Below are 16,277 nucleotides of genomic sequence, written 5' to 3'. Positions count from 1 at the left end.
ACGTGCCCGGCGGGACACGCCAGCAGCTACCCCCCGCACAAACATGACCGCGACATGCCCCCGGAAGAAACCCTGCTGGAAGAAACCTATTACCACCGCATCCATCCGCCCCAGGGATTCGCGTTTCAGCGTGTCTACACCGACGACCGCAGTATTGACGAGGCCTGCGCCGTGGAAAACCATGATGTGGTCATGGTCCCGCGCGGATACCACTCCTGCGTCGCGCCCCATGGCGACGACCCTATTACCTCAATGTCATGGCGGGGCCTGGCTGGCTCTGGCATTTCAAGAACGATCCAGCCCATGAATGGATGATCGGGCTGTAACGTCGCGTAATTGCGACAAGGATGTTCCCTAGGTTTTCGCCTAAATCAGAGTGCGGTAAAAACGCAAACGTTTACGTCGTCACTGTGCAGGTGTGTTCTGGCATAAATTCACAGCACAGAAACCCGGCGTAACCAGTCTGTTGTCTGAACGCGCTGACCTAGCTCCAGAGCACGGTGCAGCACACAATTCAGACACCGAGCAAATGTTGCAGCGGCGCGACACGCTGGTTTACCAAGGGTCATCCTCAGGTAAATTGGAATGGAATAGTCGCTACTGTTCATCACCCAAGGTCGAGCATTCGACCAGCTTCCCGTAACGAAAGAGGAGTTTGACCATGATCCGTAAAACCCAACTGGCCGTCGCCGCCGCTGCCCTGATCGCTGCTCCGGCTTTCGCCGCTGTCGGCTTCGACGCCAACGTCGAAATGGACACCACGTACCAGAACAACAGTCGTGGCGCCAGCCAAAGCGGCCGTGTTGAACTGAATGCATTCTCCAAGACCGACAAGGGCGGTGGTTTCGTTGCTGGCCGCGCCAGCTACCTGGCCACCAAGGGCGGCACGGCGGCCATTGACGACATGTGGGTCCAGATCGGCAACTCGGCTGGCGACATCAAGCTGGGCCGCTTTGAAGCCGCTGACCTGTTCCCGGCTGGCAAGGACGTCATCGTCGAAGACGGCGGCGCAGCTTCCGGCTACCGCACCAACGTCTTCCGTGGCCGCACCAGCGCCGCCCACGCCGCGCTGACCGTGAACGCCGGCAGCGGCGTCGGCTTCGAACTGGGCGTGATGGCTTCCGCCAAGAACACCGGCGTTCGCCCGGTCGTCAGCTTCGGCATGAACGGCTTCTCGGCCAAGGTCGGTCTGGAAAACGGCAAGAACTCCGATGGCCAGAAGGTCAGCGGCGCCGGCATCACCGTGGGCACCACGATGGCGGGTGCTGGCCTGAACCTGAGCGTCGGCTCGGGCAAGGTCAACGGCGTGAAGGGTTCGAGCTTCGGCGTGAATGCCACCTTCGGCCCGGCTGGCGTTGGCTACATCCTGGACAAGAACGGCTCCAACAAGGACAACATGTTCTACGCCGCTTACAGCCTGCCGCTGTTCGACACGGGCGCTACGCTCACCCCGGCGGTTTCGTACGCCAAGGGCACCGACCAAGTCAAGAACATCGGCCTGCGCGTCCGCGTCAACTACGCTTTCTGATCTCTGCTGCCCCAGCGGCAGCGGTTTTCAAAGCTTTCGGGGTCCACGGTTCAAGTGGTCCTGAGGGGGTGGCATAGAGTGCTGCCACCCTTTCTTGGTGAGCGCCCACGGGGTGCTCACCTTTTTTTATGCCTGAACGAACCATGTCGTCCATGTTGAATGTCGCCCTGATCGGATTCGGCTACGTCGGCCAGACCTTCCACGCCCCGCTGATCGACAGCGTGGACGGACTCTCGCTGGCCCTGGTCGCCTCCAGCGACGCCGGCAAGGTCCACGCCCGCTGGCCACAGGCGCGTGTCACCGCCGACTACCTGGCCGCCGCCACCGACCCGGCGATCGACCTCGTCGTCATCGCCAGCCCCAACGACAGCCACTACCCACTGGCCTGCGCCGCCCTGCTGGCCGGCAAGCATGTGGTGATCGACAAGCCCTTCACCGTCGCGGTGGACGAGGCACGCGACCTGGTGGAGCTGGCCGAGACCCGCGGGCGCCTGCTGTCCGTGTTCCACAACCGGCGCTGGGACGGCGACTTCCTGGGCGCACGGGAGGCCCTGCGCAGTGGCGCGCTGGGCGATATGCGCGAGTGCATTTCCCGCTTCGACCGCTTCGCCCCCGTGCCGCGCGACCGCTGGCGCGAGCGGCCCGGTCCGGGCGCGGGCCTGTGGTTCGACCTGGGGCCGCATGTGGTCGACCAGGCGCTGTGCCTGTTCGGCCTGCCGCAGACGGTGATGGCCGACATGGCAGGTCTGCGCGATGGCGCCGCAGGCGTGGTGGACTGGGCGCAGGTGGTGCTCGGCTATGACGCCGGTGGCGTGCAGCGCCGGGTGACGCTGCATGTGACCCGGCTGGCGGCCTGGGCGGCGCCACGCTTCGAGTTGCATGGCACGGCGGGGAGTTGGCTCTCCAACGGGCTGGACAACCAGGAAGACCAGTTGAAGGCCGGCATGCGGCCGGGGGCACCCGGCTGGGGCCATGACCCGCGGCCAGCGCTGCAGGTGCTCGGCACGGCCATGCCCGCCGAGGTGCCGCGTCCGCCGGGTGATTACCGCCAGTTCTACCTTGGCATCCGGGACGCGCTGCGCGGCACCGGCCCGAACCCGGTGCCGGCCACCGAAGCGCTGCAGGTCATGGCGGTGATGGACTGCGCGATGCGCAGCGCCGCGGAAGGCCGCACACTGCGCTTCGCGCCCGCCTGAGCACGTCCTCCCCCGTCATGCCCGCGCATGCGGGCACCCACGGGATGGGGTCGCACGTGGATCCTCGCTTGCGCGAGGATGACGGGCATTGGAAGTACGGCTACTCGACCTCGACCGGCTCCGGCGTCATCAGGAAGGCCAGCGCCGCCATCACGCACTGGGCCACCGCATGCGGCGGGCTCGCATAGAACGCGGCCCACGCCATGCCACGGTGCTCGTTGTAGTCCGGCACCGGGTCGTCATCCTCTTCGCACGGCGGCAAGGACTGCTCCCAGCCCAGCCGGACCGCCACCCCGACCAGCACGTCCATCACCAGCAGCCCCTCGCCCTGCAACTGCGGATTGGCGCGGCAGATGTCGGACACCGCCACCAGCGCCTCGATCGTGAGCTGACGGTACTCGGGGGCCTGGATCTTGTTCAGCAGATCCTCGACCTGCAGTGCAAACCCCCGCTCCGACGGCGTCATGTCGGCGCGCGCCACGCGGCTGTCGACGCGGTTGCGGCTGTCGAGCTGGTCGCCGATGACGAGGCCCGGGAAATGCCGCAGCACCTGCCAGACGCGGGTGTAGAAGTCCTCCGGCAGCCGGGTGATGACGCCCTGCACCTCGCGCCATGCCAGCCAGCCGCCGACGCTCTGGTCGAGCACCGGATCGGCCGACGCCGGGAAATGCACCGTCGCCAGCCCTGCCGCGCGGCCGGTACCGTCCCGGCTGATGCGGCCGTGCAGCGACTGCAGGCGCAGCAGGTTGCGGTTCATCTCCTGCTCGTGGGCGATGACCTCGCGCAGGCGGGTCAGGATGGCGTGCGGACTCAGGCTGAGCAGGAAGTCGAAGGCCTCGGCCTGCGTCAGTTCATGCTCGCGGGCCAGCCAGCCGGTGATGAGCAGGATCAGGTACCAGGCGCGCAGCGTCAGCGTCCCCTTGAACAGCGCCGCATCGGCCTTGATGAGCACCCCCAGCAACAGCACGATCTCCTGCAGCAGCACCCGCGCCCGCGGATCGTCGCCGCCGTAGCGGCAGATGCGCTCATGGATCTCGGCGCTGCCCATCGGCCGGCCGATCACCGCACCTTCGCCGTAGGCCCGGCCGACCGCCACCCGCTTCTGGCGCACGACGATCTGGGCCACCGCCTCTTCGAGCGCATCGTCGTGCAGCCCCAGCACGCCGGCCGAGCGGCGGATCAGTCCCCACTTGCGGCCATGGCAGGCGCGGGCATGGAAGTCCAGCACCATCTGGCCGACCGAGCAGCCCCGATCGGTCCCCCACTGCGCACCACCCCGCCGCACCAGCAGGCCGAGGATCTCGATCTGTTCATACGGATTACGGCTGCGGTCCAGCCGGTGCAGCAGCACCTGGGGATCGGCCTCGTGCTCCAGCGCCGCCGCCCGGGCGGGGGTCAGCGGCCGGGTCGCGCCCTCCTCCCAGCGCAGATCCGGCGGCAGGCGGGTGTCCGCGGTGGCGGGCAGCTCGGCTGTGGCCGCCCAGGGGGCGGCGTCGAGCCAGTCCATGCGCGTGGTGCGGGCGCGTGGCAGCAGCGAGGCCAGCGGGCCGACCTCGACCCCGGCCGTGTCGTCGCGCCCGAGTTCCTTCAGGAAGTTCAGCAGCACCTCGGCGCTGTTGGCCCCGAGCATGGCCTCGCCGATCAGCAGCAGCAGCAGCGGCTGGCCCTGCTGGTCGCGCACCTGCCAGTGGCGGCGCAATGCGGCGATCTCGGCGCGGATCTCGTCCACCAGCAGCCGGTTGTCCAGCGTCAGGTAGAAGCCCTGGCGGCTGTAGAACGCCGGCAGGAAGACGATCGTCTGCGCCGGACCGCCCGTGGCGCACGGCAGCGTGAACACCTGGCTGGTGACGAGGCTGTCCAGATGCTCGACCGGCCGGCCCGTCAGCCCCAGGTGGTCCACCCGCCCCAGTTCGGCCAGCGCCAGCGCCAGATCGTCGGCGTAGCGCACCTGCAGCGGCTGGACCTGCTCGGGCGTCTCGCAGGCGATGCCGTGCGAGGCCAGCCGCGCCTGCACCAGCAGGTCCGCGCCCAGCACGGCCACCTGCACCCGCACCTGCTCGCGCGCCGCCTCGACCATGGCCTTGGAGGCCGCGTCGCTCGGACCACGGCCGCGTGGCAGCAGATCGCGCGCACTCACATGGCGGTCATGCACCAGCACGCCGACGAGATACAGGCTCTGGGCCCACACCAGCGGCACGTTGTCGTTGGGCTCGCGGCGCTGGGTGCGCGGCTCCAGCCGTTCGGCCTCGACCAGCTCGGCCGGCACGAAATACAGCTCGGGCAGCAGCCGCACGCCGTCCTGCTCCACCATCAGCGCCTCCAGCCGTGCACGGTAATCGCGCGCCGCCGCCTGGTCACCCCGCAGTGCGGCGTCCAGCAACAGGTAGCAGAAGAACAGCGGCCACTCGGACTCGATGTGCGCGAACTGCTCCAGCTCGCCGGGTTCGTAGTGCAGGCGGCTGTGGTCCTCGGTCACCGTCTGGTGGCCGTCGCGCAGGAAGCGCTTGCAGCCGTAGCGGCCTTGCAGCTTGCCGACGATCTCGCTGCGGGTGCGCTCGATCAGTGCGGCATCCCCCACCGCAAACGCCGGGAAGCCGATGATCGACAGCAACGCCGCGTCGGTCTCCTTGGACTCGGATTCGCGTGGCAGCAGGCTCTCCAGCGTGTGGCGGGCCTGCGCGATGGCGTCGGCGGGGACGTGGATGCGCGGGCTGTCCGCACCGGGCAACAGCTGCGCACCGTTGACCACCTCCAGCGCCGCCTTGGCCATGCCGACCGAGCTGGCGTTGACCTCGGCCTGGCCGTCATTGCGCTTGTGGCCACGCTCCCAGATACCGTAGTCGGGCGTGCGCCAGGCATGGGCAAGGTACCAGACCAGGTTCTGCACGAAGTTCAGCTCGTCACGGTCGCGCACGATCGACAGGCCGCCCGCGCTCATCTGCCCGAGCATCAGCAGGAAGATCGCGGTGGCGTCGATCTGCAGGTGGCCCCACTCGGTGTCGCCGACCACCGGCTCGCCGGACTGGGTCGAATACTTGGCGTGCAGCGCATCGTGCGGGTGCTGGGTGCGCTTGAAGCGCTCGACCTTGTGCGACTGCCGCATCATCGCCGCCAGCAGGCCGCGCATCAGCCGGGTGGTCGCCGCGTCCAGATCGTCCGCCTGGGCCGGATCGTCCGCGCGCCAGGCGCGGCCCAGCGCCCAGACCGCCAGGATGCTGTAGACGTTGTCACGCACCCAGGCATGGGTGTAGTCGCCGTGGACGGTGATGGCCGTGCTGGCAGGCAGCAGGCCGGTGGTCAGATCCTGCCTCGACAGGATGATGGTGCGCGCCTGCTGCGTGAGGGCCCGGAGGGCCTCCAGACGTGGCGCGGTCGTGGAATCTGCGTGTGTGCTCATGTCGTCCGTCATCCCCGCGCAGGCGGGGATCCACCCGGACGGTCAGTTCACTCTAGCAAATCACATGCCTCGCGGCACCAGCCACACCATCTGGTACGGCGCCAGCGTCACGGGCAAACGGGCCTCGAACGCCGACTGGCCGATCAGGTCCACCATGCGCGCCGGCATGGCCGAGAAGACCTCGGCGGCGATGGTCTGCGGGTGTTCGCTGAAGTTGCCGAGCACCAGCACACTCCCTGCTCCCCCCTGCGCGCCGTCGCGCAGGTACCCCAGCACGGACGGGTTCTTGGTGAGGAACGGCACCAGATGCCCACCCGCCAGCGACGGCAGGTGCCGGCGCAGCGCGATCAGGTGGCGCAGGCCGGCGTGGATGCGCCCGGCGTCGGTGCTCGGGTCGCGCCGGTCGGCGTAGCGGCGCTCGTCGCGTGCCGGACGGTGTACCCAGCGGCTGTCGCCGGCCTTGCCGGGGTCGTGGACGTAGCCGTGGTCGTCGAGCGTGCCGACTTCGTCACCGAGGTAGATCAGCGGAATGCCGCCCGAGGACAGCGCCACGCCGTACAGCAGCAGCATGCGCGCGACCGCGTGTGCGTCGCCCTGCTCCAGCCCGCACAGCGAGGCGGCCGTGCCCGAGATGCGGCAGTCGCCGGTGGCCGGGTTGTCCTGGAAGGGCACGCCGCGCGCGAAGCTGCCGGGGAAGCGGTTGACGTAGAAGCGGTTGAGGAACTGGCGGTGGTCAAAGCCGTTGATGCCGAGCTGCGCCGCGTCCTCGTCGGCGAAGGTCCAGCCGATGTCGTCGTGGCTGCGCACGTAGTTGACCCAGGCGGTTCCGGGTGCGATGTGGTGGCGCTCGGCCAGCGCCTTCTGCAGCATGTCCACCTGGCGCGTGGCCAGCGTGTTCCACAGCAGCGCCATCTGCAGCGGGTTGTACGAGATCTGGCACTCGGCGGGCGAGATGTAGGCCACGACATCGTCCGGGTGGACGATGGCCTCGGACTTGAACAGCAGCGCGGGTGCAGCGATGCGCGCCAGCGCGTTGTAGGCGCGCAGCAGGTGGTGCGCCTCGGGCAGGTTCTCGCACGAGGTGCCCAGCCGCTTCCAGATGAAGGCCACCGCGTCCATGCGCAGGAACTCGACGCCCAGGTTGGCGATGAACAGCATCTCGCCGGCCATCGCGCGGAAGACCTCGGGGTTGCTGTAGTTCAGATCCCACTGGTAGGAGTGGAAGGTGGTCCAGACCCAGCGGCCGTCGTCGAGCTGCGAGAAGGCGCCCGCGTGCTCGTCGGGGAAGATCTCGCGCACCGTGCGCTCGTAGGCGTCGGGCTGGACGCGGTCCGGGAAGAGGTAGAAAAAGTCTTGGTAGGCCGGGTCATTGGCCCGCGCGCCGACCGCCCAGTCGTGTTCGTCCGAGGTGTGGTTGAACACGAAGTCGAGCACCAGCGAGATGCCGGCCTCGCGCAGCTTCTCCGCCAGATGGCGCAGCTCGTCGATGCTGCCGAGCGAGGGCTTGGTCGCCCGGTAGCTGCTGACCGCGTAGCCGCCGTCGCTGTGCGGCTCGGGGCACAGGAACGGGGGCATCAGGTGCAGGTAGGTCAGGCCGAGTTCCTGGAAATACGGGATCTGCGCCTCGATGCCGCGGAAATTGCCGGCGAACAGGTCGACGTAGCAGACGCCGCCGAGCATGCGCTGCGACTGGAACCAGTCCGGGTCGTGCTCGCGCTGGGCATCGAGTGCTTTCAGGTCGGGGGCACGGTCGCGCCAGGCCTCGAAGGCGGTCTGCAGCAGGCGCACGAGGAAGGTCTCGAAGTCGGCGCGGTTCCCGTAGAGCGGGGCCAGCTCGTCGCGCAGTGTCTGCAGGTGGGTGCGCACGCGCTGGTCGAACGCGGGCCAGTGGGATTCGCGGCCGACGGCCTGGTGCAGGTTCTGCCAGACGCGGCCCAGCTGCGCGTCGAGGGTGACCCAGGCGGGGACGGTGCGTCCGGTCACCCGCAGGCCGGAAATCAGGTCGGTGGCCACGGTGGCTTCCTTGTCAGTGGTCAGTCGTTGTGAGAGACAGTGTCGGGGCATGCAGGCGCAGCATCCGCGCCTCCCAGGGCCGCAGCGGCGAGCCGTGCAGCGCATCGCCCTGGCACGGCGGATAGTTGCCGAGCATCCAGTCGCAGCCGGTCACGCCCTGCCCCGCCTCGGCCGGCAGGTCGAAGACGGGCGTGTCGCCGCTGAAGTTGCAGACGATCAGCCAGCATTCGGCCGGCTCGCCCGCGCCCCGGGACAGCGTGCGGGTGTAGGCGTAGAGCTGCGCATGGTCGGGCAGCAGCAAGGCGTAGCGGCCATGCACCAGCACCGGGTGCACCCGCCGCATCGCGATCAGGCGCCGGTAGTGCTGGAACACCGACGCCGGATCGGCCACCGCCTGCGCGGCGTTGATCTGCGGATAGTTCGGGTTCAGCTTCAGCCAGGGCGTGCCAGTGGTGAAGCCGGCGTTGGCCGAGGCGTCCCAGGGCATCGGCGTGCGCGCGTTGTCGCGGCCCTTGGCGTGGATGGACGCCATCACCTCGGCCGGGTCCATGCCGCGCTCCTCGGTGGCAACGCGGTACATGTTGCGGATCTCGATGTCCTGGTAGTCCTCGATCGACGCGAAGGCCACATTGGTCATGCCGAGTTCTTCGCCCTGGTAGACATAGGGCGTGCCTTGCAGGCCGTGCAGGAAGGTGGCCAGCATCTTGGCCGACTCGACCCGGTACACGCCGTCATCGCCGAAGCGCGACACCGGGCGCGGCTGGTCGTGGTTGTTCAGGTAGAGGCTGTTCCAGCCCTGCTGGTAGAGCGCGTCCTGCCAGCGCGTCATCGTCGCCTTCAGGTCGCGCAGGTCCAGCGGCTTCAGCGCCCATTTGCCGTTCACATGGCCGCCGACGCTGTCGAGGTCCATGTGCTCGAACTGGAACAGCATGTTCAACGCACCGGTCTCGGGGTGCGTCAGCGCGCGGCCCTGCGTGATCGTGGCCAGCGGTGCCTCGCCGACGGTGATCGTGTCGTAGTGGTCCAGCACCTGCTCGCGCATCTCGCGCAGGAACTCGCCCAGCCGCGGCCCGTTGCAGGTCAGCGCGAAGCCGGGCTGCAGGAATCCGTCCCGCACGATGGGCGCGTCCGGCAGGCTGCCGTCGGCGTTCCACGGCTTCGAGACCATGTTGATCACGTCCATGCGGAAACCGTCGACACCCTTGTCGAGCCAGAACCGCATCACGTCGTACACCTCGGCCCGCAGCGCCGGGTTCTCCCAGTTCAGGTCCGGCTGCTTGCGGCTGAACATGTGCAGGTAGTACTCGCCGGTCGGCTCGTTCCACTCCCAGACCGAGCCGTTGAACGCGGCTTCCCAGTTGGTTGGCGGCGAGCCGTCCGGCTTGGGGTCGCGCCAGAGGTAGTGGTCGTGGTACGGGTTGTGGCGGCTCTGGCGGGCTTGCTGGAACCAGGCGTGCTCATCCGAGCTGTGGTTGACCACGAGGTCCATCATCAGCCGGATGCCGCGCGCGTGCATCTGCGCCAGCATCTCGTCGAAGTCGGCCATCGTGCCGAACTCGGGCGCGATGGCGCGGTAGTCGCTGATGTCGTAGCCGTTGTCGTCCTGCGGCGAGGCGTAGACCGGCGACAGCCAGACCACATCGACACCCAGCAGCTTCAGGTGGTCGAGCTTCGACGTGATGCCCGGCAGATCGCCGATGCCGTCACCGTTGCTGTCGCAGAAGCTGCGTGGGTAGATCTGGTAGACGACGGACTGTTTCCACCAGTCGCGGTCAGGGCGTGCGGTCATGGTCGGAACCGGATGTTCAACGGACTCAGGTGGGCAGCTGCACGGTGCGCTCGAACGCGAGACCGGCGGCATCGAACAGATACCCGTGTTCCGGCCGGACCCGCAACGTGATGCGCTCACCCGCCGAGTGACCGGCATAGCCTTCGAGGCGCAGCGTCACCATCGGTGCGTCCGGCCCGAGGTCAAGGTAGAGCATCGACGAGTCGCCCAGCCGCTCCATCTGGCGCACCTTGGCGTGCAGCGGCGAGCCGGCACCGGTGTCGCCGGCCAGCAGGTGCTCCGGGCGGATGCCCAGCGAGACCTTGTCACCCGCCTTGGCCCGGCGGGCATCCACCGCAACCGTGATCTGCTCGCCATGCACCTCGACCACCGCGTGGTCCGCCTCGGCGCGCACGAGGCGGCCAGACAGGATGTTCATCTTCGGACTGCCGATGAACTCGGCGACGAAGAGGTTCTCCGGGCGGTGGTACAGGTCCATCGGCGAGCCGAACTGCGCCACGCTGCCGTGGTCCTGCACACCCTGCCCTGCACGCAGCAGCACGATCTTGTCGGCCAGCGTCATGGCTTCGACCTGGTCGTGGGTGACGTAGATCATGCTGGCGGTGCCGATGTCATGGTGCAGCTTGGCGATCTCCAGCCGGGTCTGCACCCGCAGCGCGGCGTCCAGGTTCGACAGTGGCTCGTCGAACAGGAACACGTCCGGCTCCTTGACGATGGCGCGGCCGATCGCGACCCGCTGGCGCTGACCGCCGGACAGGGCCTTGGGCAGACGGTCCAGCAGCGGGGTGAGCTGCAGGATCTCGGCGGCCTTCTTCACCTTCTGCTCGATCGCGGCCTTGTCGGAGCCGAGCACCCGCAGTCCGAAGGCCATGTTTTCGGCCACCGTCATGTGCGGATAGAGCGCGTAGCTCTGGAACACCATCGCCACGCCACGCTTGGCCGGCGGCAGGTCGTTGACGCGCACGCCGCCGATCGACAGGTCGCCGGAGGTGATGTCCTCCAGCCCCGCGACCATGCGCAGCAGCGTGGACTTGCCGCAGCCCGACGGCCCGACGAAGACGCAGAACTCGCCCTTGCCGATGCTGATGTTGGCGTTGTTGATCGTCAGCGGCAGGCCGGGAGCGTAGCGCTTGCAGATGTTCTTGAAGTCGATGCGTGACATGGCGGGTCCCTTGCGAAGGAAGAGCGTCGTGGGGATTCAGACTCGGGTCAGACGCGCGAAGCGCACGCCGTAGGGATCGAGGGACAAGGTCGATTGCGCATCGACCTTGTCCCCGGCCGGCAGCGTCAGCGTCGCCGGTTCGGCGCTGAGGTTGAAGGCACACAGCAGCCGCTCGTCGCCATGCGTGCGCACGAAGGCGAGCACCTGCAGGTCGACCGGCAGCAGCGTCAGGTCGCCGTGCACCAGCGCCGGCTGGGTGCGGCGCCACTGCAGCAGGTGGCGGTAGTGGTGCAGCAGCGCGCCGGGGTCGACTTCCTGTGCGTCGACGGCCAGGGCGCGGTGCGACTCGGCCACCGGCAGCCAAGGCTTGACGGCGCTGCCTGGCGCGCCAAAGCCGAGGTCCGGCGCCGCCGAGTCCCAGGGAAACGGCGTGCGACAGCCGTCGCGGCCCTTGAACTCGGGCCACATCGTGATGCCGTAGGGATCCTGCAGATCTTCAAAGGCGATGTCGGCTTCAGGCAGGCCGAGTTCTTCGCCTTGGTACAGGCAGACCGCGCCGCGCAGGCTGAGCTGCAGTGCCGGGGCCAGCCGCAGCAGTGCGGGGTTCGGGTGCTCGCCACCCCAGCGGGTGGCCAACCGCTTGCAGTCGTGGTTGGACAGTGCCCAGCAGGCCCAGCCGCCGCCCGCTTCTGCCGCGACCCGCTCGAACTTGGCGATCACGCCGTGCAGGTACGGCGCGTCGTGCCGATCGGCCAGCAGGTCGAAGCAGTACCCCATGTGCAGCCGCTCGGCCCCCTCGGCGGACGGGCTGCTGTACTGCGCCACCATCGCCATGCCGGACTCGTCGCCGATCTCGCCGACCATCATCGTGTCGGGGTACTGGTCGGTCAGCGCACGCAGGCGCTCCAGGAAACCGAGCGCGTCCGGGCGGCTGCGGTCGTAGAGATGCCGCTGCCAGGCGTACGGGTTGCTGGCGCTCACCGTCGGATTGCTGCCGTCGGGCTCGCCGGTGCCGGGGTTGCTGCGCAACCCGGCGTCGTGGAAGCAGAAGTTGATCGCGTCGAGCCGGTAGCCGTCCACACCGAAGTCGAGCCAGAACTTCACCGACGCCAGCAGCGCGTCCTGCACCGCGGGGTGGTGGAAGTTCAGGTCCGGCTGGCTGGTGAGGAAGTTGTGCAGGTAGTACTGGCGCTGGCGCGTGTCCCATTGCCAGGACGAGCCACCGAAGACGCTCAGCCAGTTGTTCGGCGGGTTGCCGTCGTCCTTGGCGTCGGCCCAGACGTACCAGTCGGCCTTGGGGTTGTCACGGCTCTGGCGACTCTCCTTGAACCACGGGTGCTGGTCCGAGCTGTGGGACAACACCTGATCGATGATGACCTTCAGGCCGAGCGCGTGGGCACGGTCGACCAGCGCCCGGAAGTCGGCCAGCGTGCCGAACATCGGGTCGATGTCGTTGTAGTCGCTGACGTCATAGCCGAAGTCCTTCATCGGCGAGGTGAAGATGGGGGACAGCCAGACCGCATCGGCGCCGAGGCGGGCGATGTGGTCGAGGCGGCGGGTGATGCCCGGCAGATCGCCGATGCCGTCGCCGTTGCTGTCCTGGTAGCTGCGCGGGTAGATCTGGTAGATCACGCCGCTGCGCCACCAGCCGTTGTTCGGGGCTTTGTGGGGAGCTTTCATCGCGGAACCCATCGTGTTCAGGTCAGCCGTGTGAACAGCACGCCCCAGGGAGCGAAGCGCACCGTGCCGGCCACATCCAGCGCCACCTCGGCCGGCGTGTCGCTGAGGTTGAAGGCGCACAGCACCCGCTGGCCTTCATGTTCGCGCACGAACGCCAGCACCTGCGGATGCACCGGCAGCAATGTCATGTCGCCGTGGATCAGCGCCGGCACGCCACGCCGCCACGCCAGCAGTTGCCGGTAGTGCGACAGCAGCGAGGCCGGATCACCCGCTTGCTGGTCTGCGGCCAGCGCACGGTGGCTCTCCGACACCGGCAACCACGGCTTGACGGTCGAACCCGCCGCGCCGAAGCCGAGATCGGGCGCCGCGGCTTCCCACGCCATCGGGGTGCGGCAGCCGTCGCGGCCCTTGTAGTCGGGCCACATCGTGATGCCGTAGGGATCCTGCAGATCCTCGAACGCGACCTGCGCTTCTGGCAGGCCGAGTTCATCGCCCTGGTAGAGGCACGCCGTGCCGCGCAGGCTCAGTTGCAGCGCAGCGGCTGCCCGCAGCAGGCCCATCGGCGGGTTCGCTCCACCCCAGCGCGTCGCCACGCGGGGAATGTCGTGGTTCGTGATCGCCCAGCAGGGCCAGCCGGTGCCGACCACTTCGTTGAAGCGGGTGAACACACCGTGCAGGTAAGGCGCGCTGTGCGGCTCGCCGAGCAGGTCGAAGCAGTACGCCATGTGCAGCTTGTCGCCACCCGAGGTGTACTCGGCCACGCGGGCCAGTCCGTCGTCGTCGCCGATCTCGCCGACCATGGTCGTGTCGGGGTACTGGTCCACCAGCGCGCGCAGGCGCTGCAGGAAGACGAGGTTTTCCGGCTGGCTCTTGTCGAAGTGGTGCCACTGCCAGGCGTAGGGGTTGACGGGGCTCACCGCCGGGTCGCTGCCGTCGGGCATGCCGCGGCCCGGGTTGTCGCGCAACTGGCGGTCGTGGAAGTAGAAATTCACCACGTCCAGCCGGTAGCCATCGACGCCGAAGTCGAGCCAGAACTTCACGCAGCCCAGCACCGCGTCCTGCACCTCCGGGCAATGGAAGTTCAGGTCGGGCTGGCTGGTCAGGAAGTTGTGCAGGTAGTACTGGCGGCGGCGCGTGTCCCACTGCCAGGCCGAGCCACCGAAGATCGACAGCCAGTTGTTGGGCGGGTTGCCGTCGTCCTTCGCGTCGGCCCAGACGTACCAGTCGGCTTTCGGGTTGTCGCGGCTGGCGCGGCTCTCCTGGAACCACGGGTGCTGGTCGGCCGTGTGCGAATACACCTGGTCGATCATCACCTTCAGGCCGAGCGCATGCGCCCGGTCCACCAGCACGCGGAAATCCGCCAGCGTGCCGAACATCGGGTCGACATCGCAGTAGTCGCTGATGTCGTAGCCAAAGTCCTTCATCGGCGACTTGAAGAACGGCGACAGCCAGATGCCGTCCGCGCCGAGCGCGGCGATGTGGTCGAGCCGGCGCGTGATGCCAGGCAGGTCACCGACGCCGTCGCCGTTGCTGTCCTGGTAGCTGCGTGGGTAGATCTGGTAGATCACCCCGCCCCGCCACCAGTTGCTGTTGGAAGCCTTCATGTGCCCGCCCTCGCCTTCAGCCCTTGACGGCGCCAGCGGTCAGGCCGGAGACGATCTTCTGCTGGAACACCAGCACCAGGATCACCAGCGGCACCGTGACGATGACCGAGGCGGCCATGATCGAACCCCAGGGGATCTCGTAGGCGGTGGCGCCCGAGATCATCGAGATGCCGACCGGCACGGTGCGCTTGAAGTCATCGGTGACGAAGGTCAGCGCGAACATGAACTCGTTCCACGCGCCGATGAAGGCCAGCAGCCCGGTCGAGACCAGCGCGGGCGCCAGCAGCGGCATGAACACCTCGAAGATGATCCGCAGCGGGCCGCAGCCGTCCATGATCGCCGCCTCTTCCAGCTCCTTGGGCAGTCCGCGCATGAAGGTCGTCAGCATCCAGACCGTGAAGGGCAAGGTGAAGACCGTGTACGGCACCACCAGACCGATCGAGCGGTTGTACAGCCCCAGCGACTGCATCAGCTCGAACATGCCCGACAGCACGGCCACCTGCGGGAACATCGACACCGCCAGGATCGACAGCAGCAGCGCAGACTTGCCCTTGAAGTTGATGCGGCCAAGCGCATAGGCGGCGGTGATCGCCATGAACATCGAGATCACCACAGTGACCGTGGCCACCATGATGGAGTTGCCCAGCTGCGTGCCGAAGGGCTGCTTGCCCTGGAACAGGGTGATGTAGTTGTAGAGGGTCGGCGCGCTGGGCAGCAAGTCGGTGCTGAACAGCTCGGTGCCGGTCTTCAGGGAGGTCGTGACGGTGTACAGAAACGGGTAGACCGAAATCACCACCACCAGGAGCGCGAACGCATACAGGGCAACCGAGCCCCAGAGAGGACGCTGGTTCATCAGTTGGACTCCTCGTTGAGCTTGACGCGGGCCGCCCGCATGAACAGCAGCGCGGTCAGGAAGATGATGATCGTCAGGGATGTGGAGGCCGCCGAGCCGGACCCGAGGTTGCCGTTGTCCACCATGTCGCGGCGCACGAAACCCGACATGCTGATGGTGGAGCCGCTGTTGGACGTCAGCACGAAGATCAGGTCGAACACGCGCAATGCATCGAGCAGGCGGAACACCACCGCCACCAGCAGCGGATAGCGGATCAGCGGCAGCGTCACCTTCCAGAACATGCGCAGCGGGTGCACGCCGTCGACACGCGCCGCCTCGTAGCAGTCCTTGGGCAGGGTCTGGAGCGCAGCCAGGATCAGCAGCGCCATGAACGGCGTCGTCTTCCACACGTCCACGGCCACGACCGTCCACAGCGCATAGGCGGGGTCGGCGGTGAAGGCGATCTTGCTGGCGATGATGCCCCAGTCGACCAGCAACTGGTTGATGAGCCCGAACTGGTCATGCAGGATCCAGCCCCACATCTTGGCCGACACGATGGTCGGGATGGCCCAGGGAATCAGCACCGCCGTGCGCACCAGCGCGCGGCCCTTGAACTCCTGGTTGAGCAGCATCGCCACCCCCAGGCCCGCCAGCGTCTCCAGGAGCACCGAGAAGAACGAGAACTGGAAGGTGTTCTTGATCGCGATGCCCCAGTCGGTTTCCCAGAACTCGGCCGAGAAGATCGACAGGCCGAACAGGCCCCATTCGGAAAAATAGTTGTCAAAGCCGACGTAGTTGTACTCGGCAATGTTGTTGATGTTCGTGTCCGTGAAACTGAACCAGATCGACCGCGCCAGCGGCCATCCGGCCACCAGCACCATCAGGATCAGCATCGGCGTCAGGAAGGTCCAGGCGATGCGCGCACGGTTTTTCATGGGAAGTCCCGACCGGTGACCGGATGATCGGATGAACAGCAACGGGGCGCCAGCAGCCACGGCAGACGCCCCGTCAGGAGTGGTGTGCCCCACGGACGGGGCACTCGGTCGCGAGGACCGTCAGACAGCAACCATCAAATA

General features: G+C 67.6%; 10 protein-coding genes and 1 pseudogene. 3 read left to right on the top strand and 8 right to left on the bottom strand.

The features are described 5' to 3' along the window. Positions 1 to 6: 6 nt before the first annotated feature. The 3 genes and pseudogenes from U5O44_RS17185 to U5O44_RS17175 form a co-directional block, all read left to right on the top strand. Positions 7 to 326: pseudogene (locus U5O44_RS17185) on the top strand (5-deoxy-glucuronate isomerase); the annotation flags it as partial. Positions 327 to 661: 335 nt separating this feature from the next. After that, positions 662 to 1,528: a carbohydrate porin gene (locus U5O44_RS17180; RefSeq protein WP_322589626.1), complete on the top strand. Its 867-nt coding sequence runs from the start codon at positions 662 to 664 to the stop codon at positions 1,526 to 1,528. Between the two features lie 152 nt (positions 1,529 to 1,680). Beyond that, a complete protein-coding gene (locus tag U5O44_RS17175) occupies positions 1,681 to 2,724 on the top strand; it encodes an oxidoreductase (RefSeq protein ID WP_322589625.1) in 1,044 nt (347 codons plus the stop codon). A 100-nt stretch (positions 2,725 to 2,824) separates the two neighbouring features. Here the strand turns inward: U5O44_RS17175 and U5O44_RS17170 are convergent, their stop codons facing one another. Genes U5O44_RS17170 through U5O44_RS17135 form a run of 8 tightly spaced genes read right to left on the bottom strand, consistent with a single transcriptional unit; the run spans position 2,825 to position 16,136 of the window. After that, positions 2,825 to 6,121, bottom strand: coding sequence for a glycoside hydrolase family 15 protein (locus U5O44_RS17170; protein WP_322589624.1), 3,297 nt, complete (start codon positions 6,119 to 6,121; stop codon positions 2,825 to 2,827). A 60-nt stretch (positions 6,122 to 6,181) separates the two neighbouring features. Beyond that, positions 6,182 to 8,134, bottom strand: coding sequence for an amylosucrase (locus U5O44_RS17165; protein WP_322589623.1), 1,953 nt, complete (start codon positions 8,132 to 8,134; stop codon positions 6,182 to 6,184). Positions 8,135 to 8,147: 13 nt separating this feature from the next. After that, positions 8,148 to 9,923, bottom strand: coding sequence for a glycoside hydrolase family 13 protein (locus U5O44_RS17160; protein ID WP_322589622.1), 1,776 nt, complete (start codon positions 9,921 to 9,923; stop codon positions 8,148 to 8,150). Between the two features lie 25 nt (positions 9,924 to 9,948). Continuing rightward, on the bottom strand, positions 9,949 to 11,085 hold the full coding sequence (locus U5O44_RS17155; protein WP_322589621.1) for an ABC transporter ATP-binding protein: 1,137 nt from the start codon (positions 11,083 to 11,085) through the stop codon (positions 9,949 to 9,951). 36 nt (positions 11,086 to 11,121) lie between these two features. Continuing rightward, the gene (locus U5O44_RS17150; protein ID WP_322589620.1) at positions 11,122 to 12,765 is read right to left on the bottom strand and encodes an alpha-glucosidase family protein; all 1,644 of its coding nucleotides are present in this window, start codon (positions 12,763 to 12,765) and stop codon (positions 11,122 to 11,124) included. Positions 12,766 to 12,782: 17 nt separating this feature from the next. Continuing rightward, entirely contained in the window at positions 12,783 to 14,369 is a 1,587-nt protein-coding gene (locus U5O44_RS17145; protein WP_322589619.1) for an alpha-glucosidase family protein, read from the bottom strand. 16 nt (positions 14,370 to 14,385) lie between these two features. Continuing rightward, on the bottom strand, positions 14,386 to 15,222 hold the full coding sequence (locus U5O44_RS17140) for a carbohydrate ABC transporter permease (RefSeq protein ID WP_322589618.1): 837 nt from the start codon (positions 15,220 to 15,222) through the stop codon (positions 14,386 to 14,388). Then, positions 15,222 to 16,136 carry a carbohydrate ABC transporter permease gene (locus U5O44_RS17135; RefSeq protein WP_322589617.1) on the bottom strand — a complete coding sequence of 305 codons (915 nt, stop codon included), beginning with the start codon at positions 16,134 to 16,136 and terminating at the stop codon, positions 15,222 to 15,224. Before U5O44_RS17135 ends, U5O44_RS17140 begins: the two co-directional genes overlap by 1 nt. Positions 16,137 to 16,277 lie beyond the last annotated feature (141 nt).

Origin of the sequence: Sphaerotilus sp., from assembly GCF_034519685.1 — a bacterium.
GTDB lineage: Bacteria > Pseudomonadota > Gammaproteobacteria > Burkholderiales > Burkholderiaceae_C > Sphaerotilus.
Note: the sequence above shows the minus strand (reverse complement) of the source record. Positions and strands in the feature narration are given on the sequence as shown.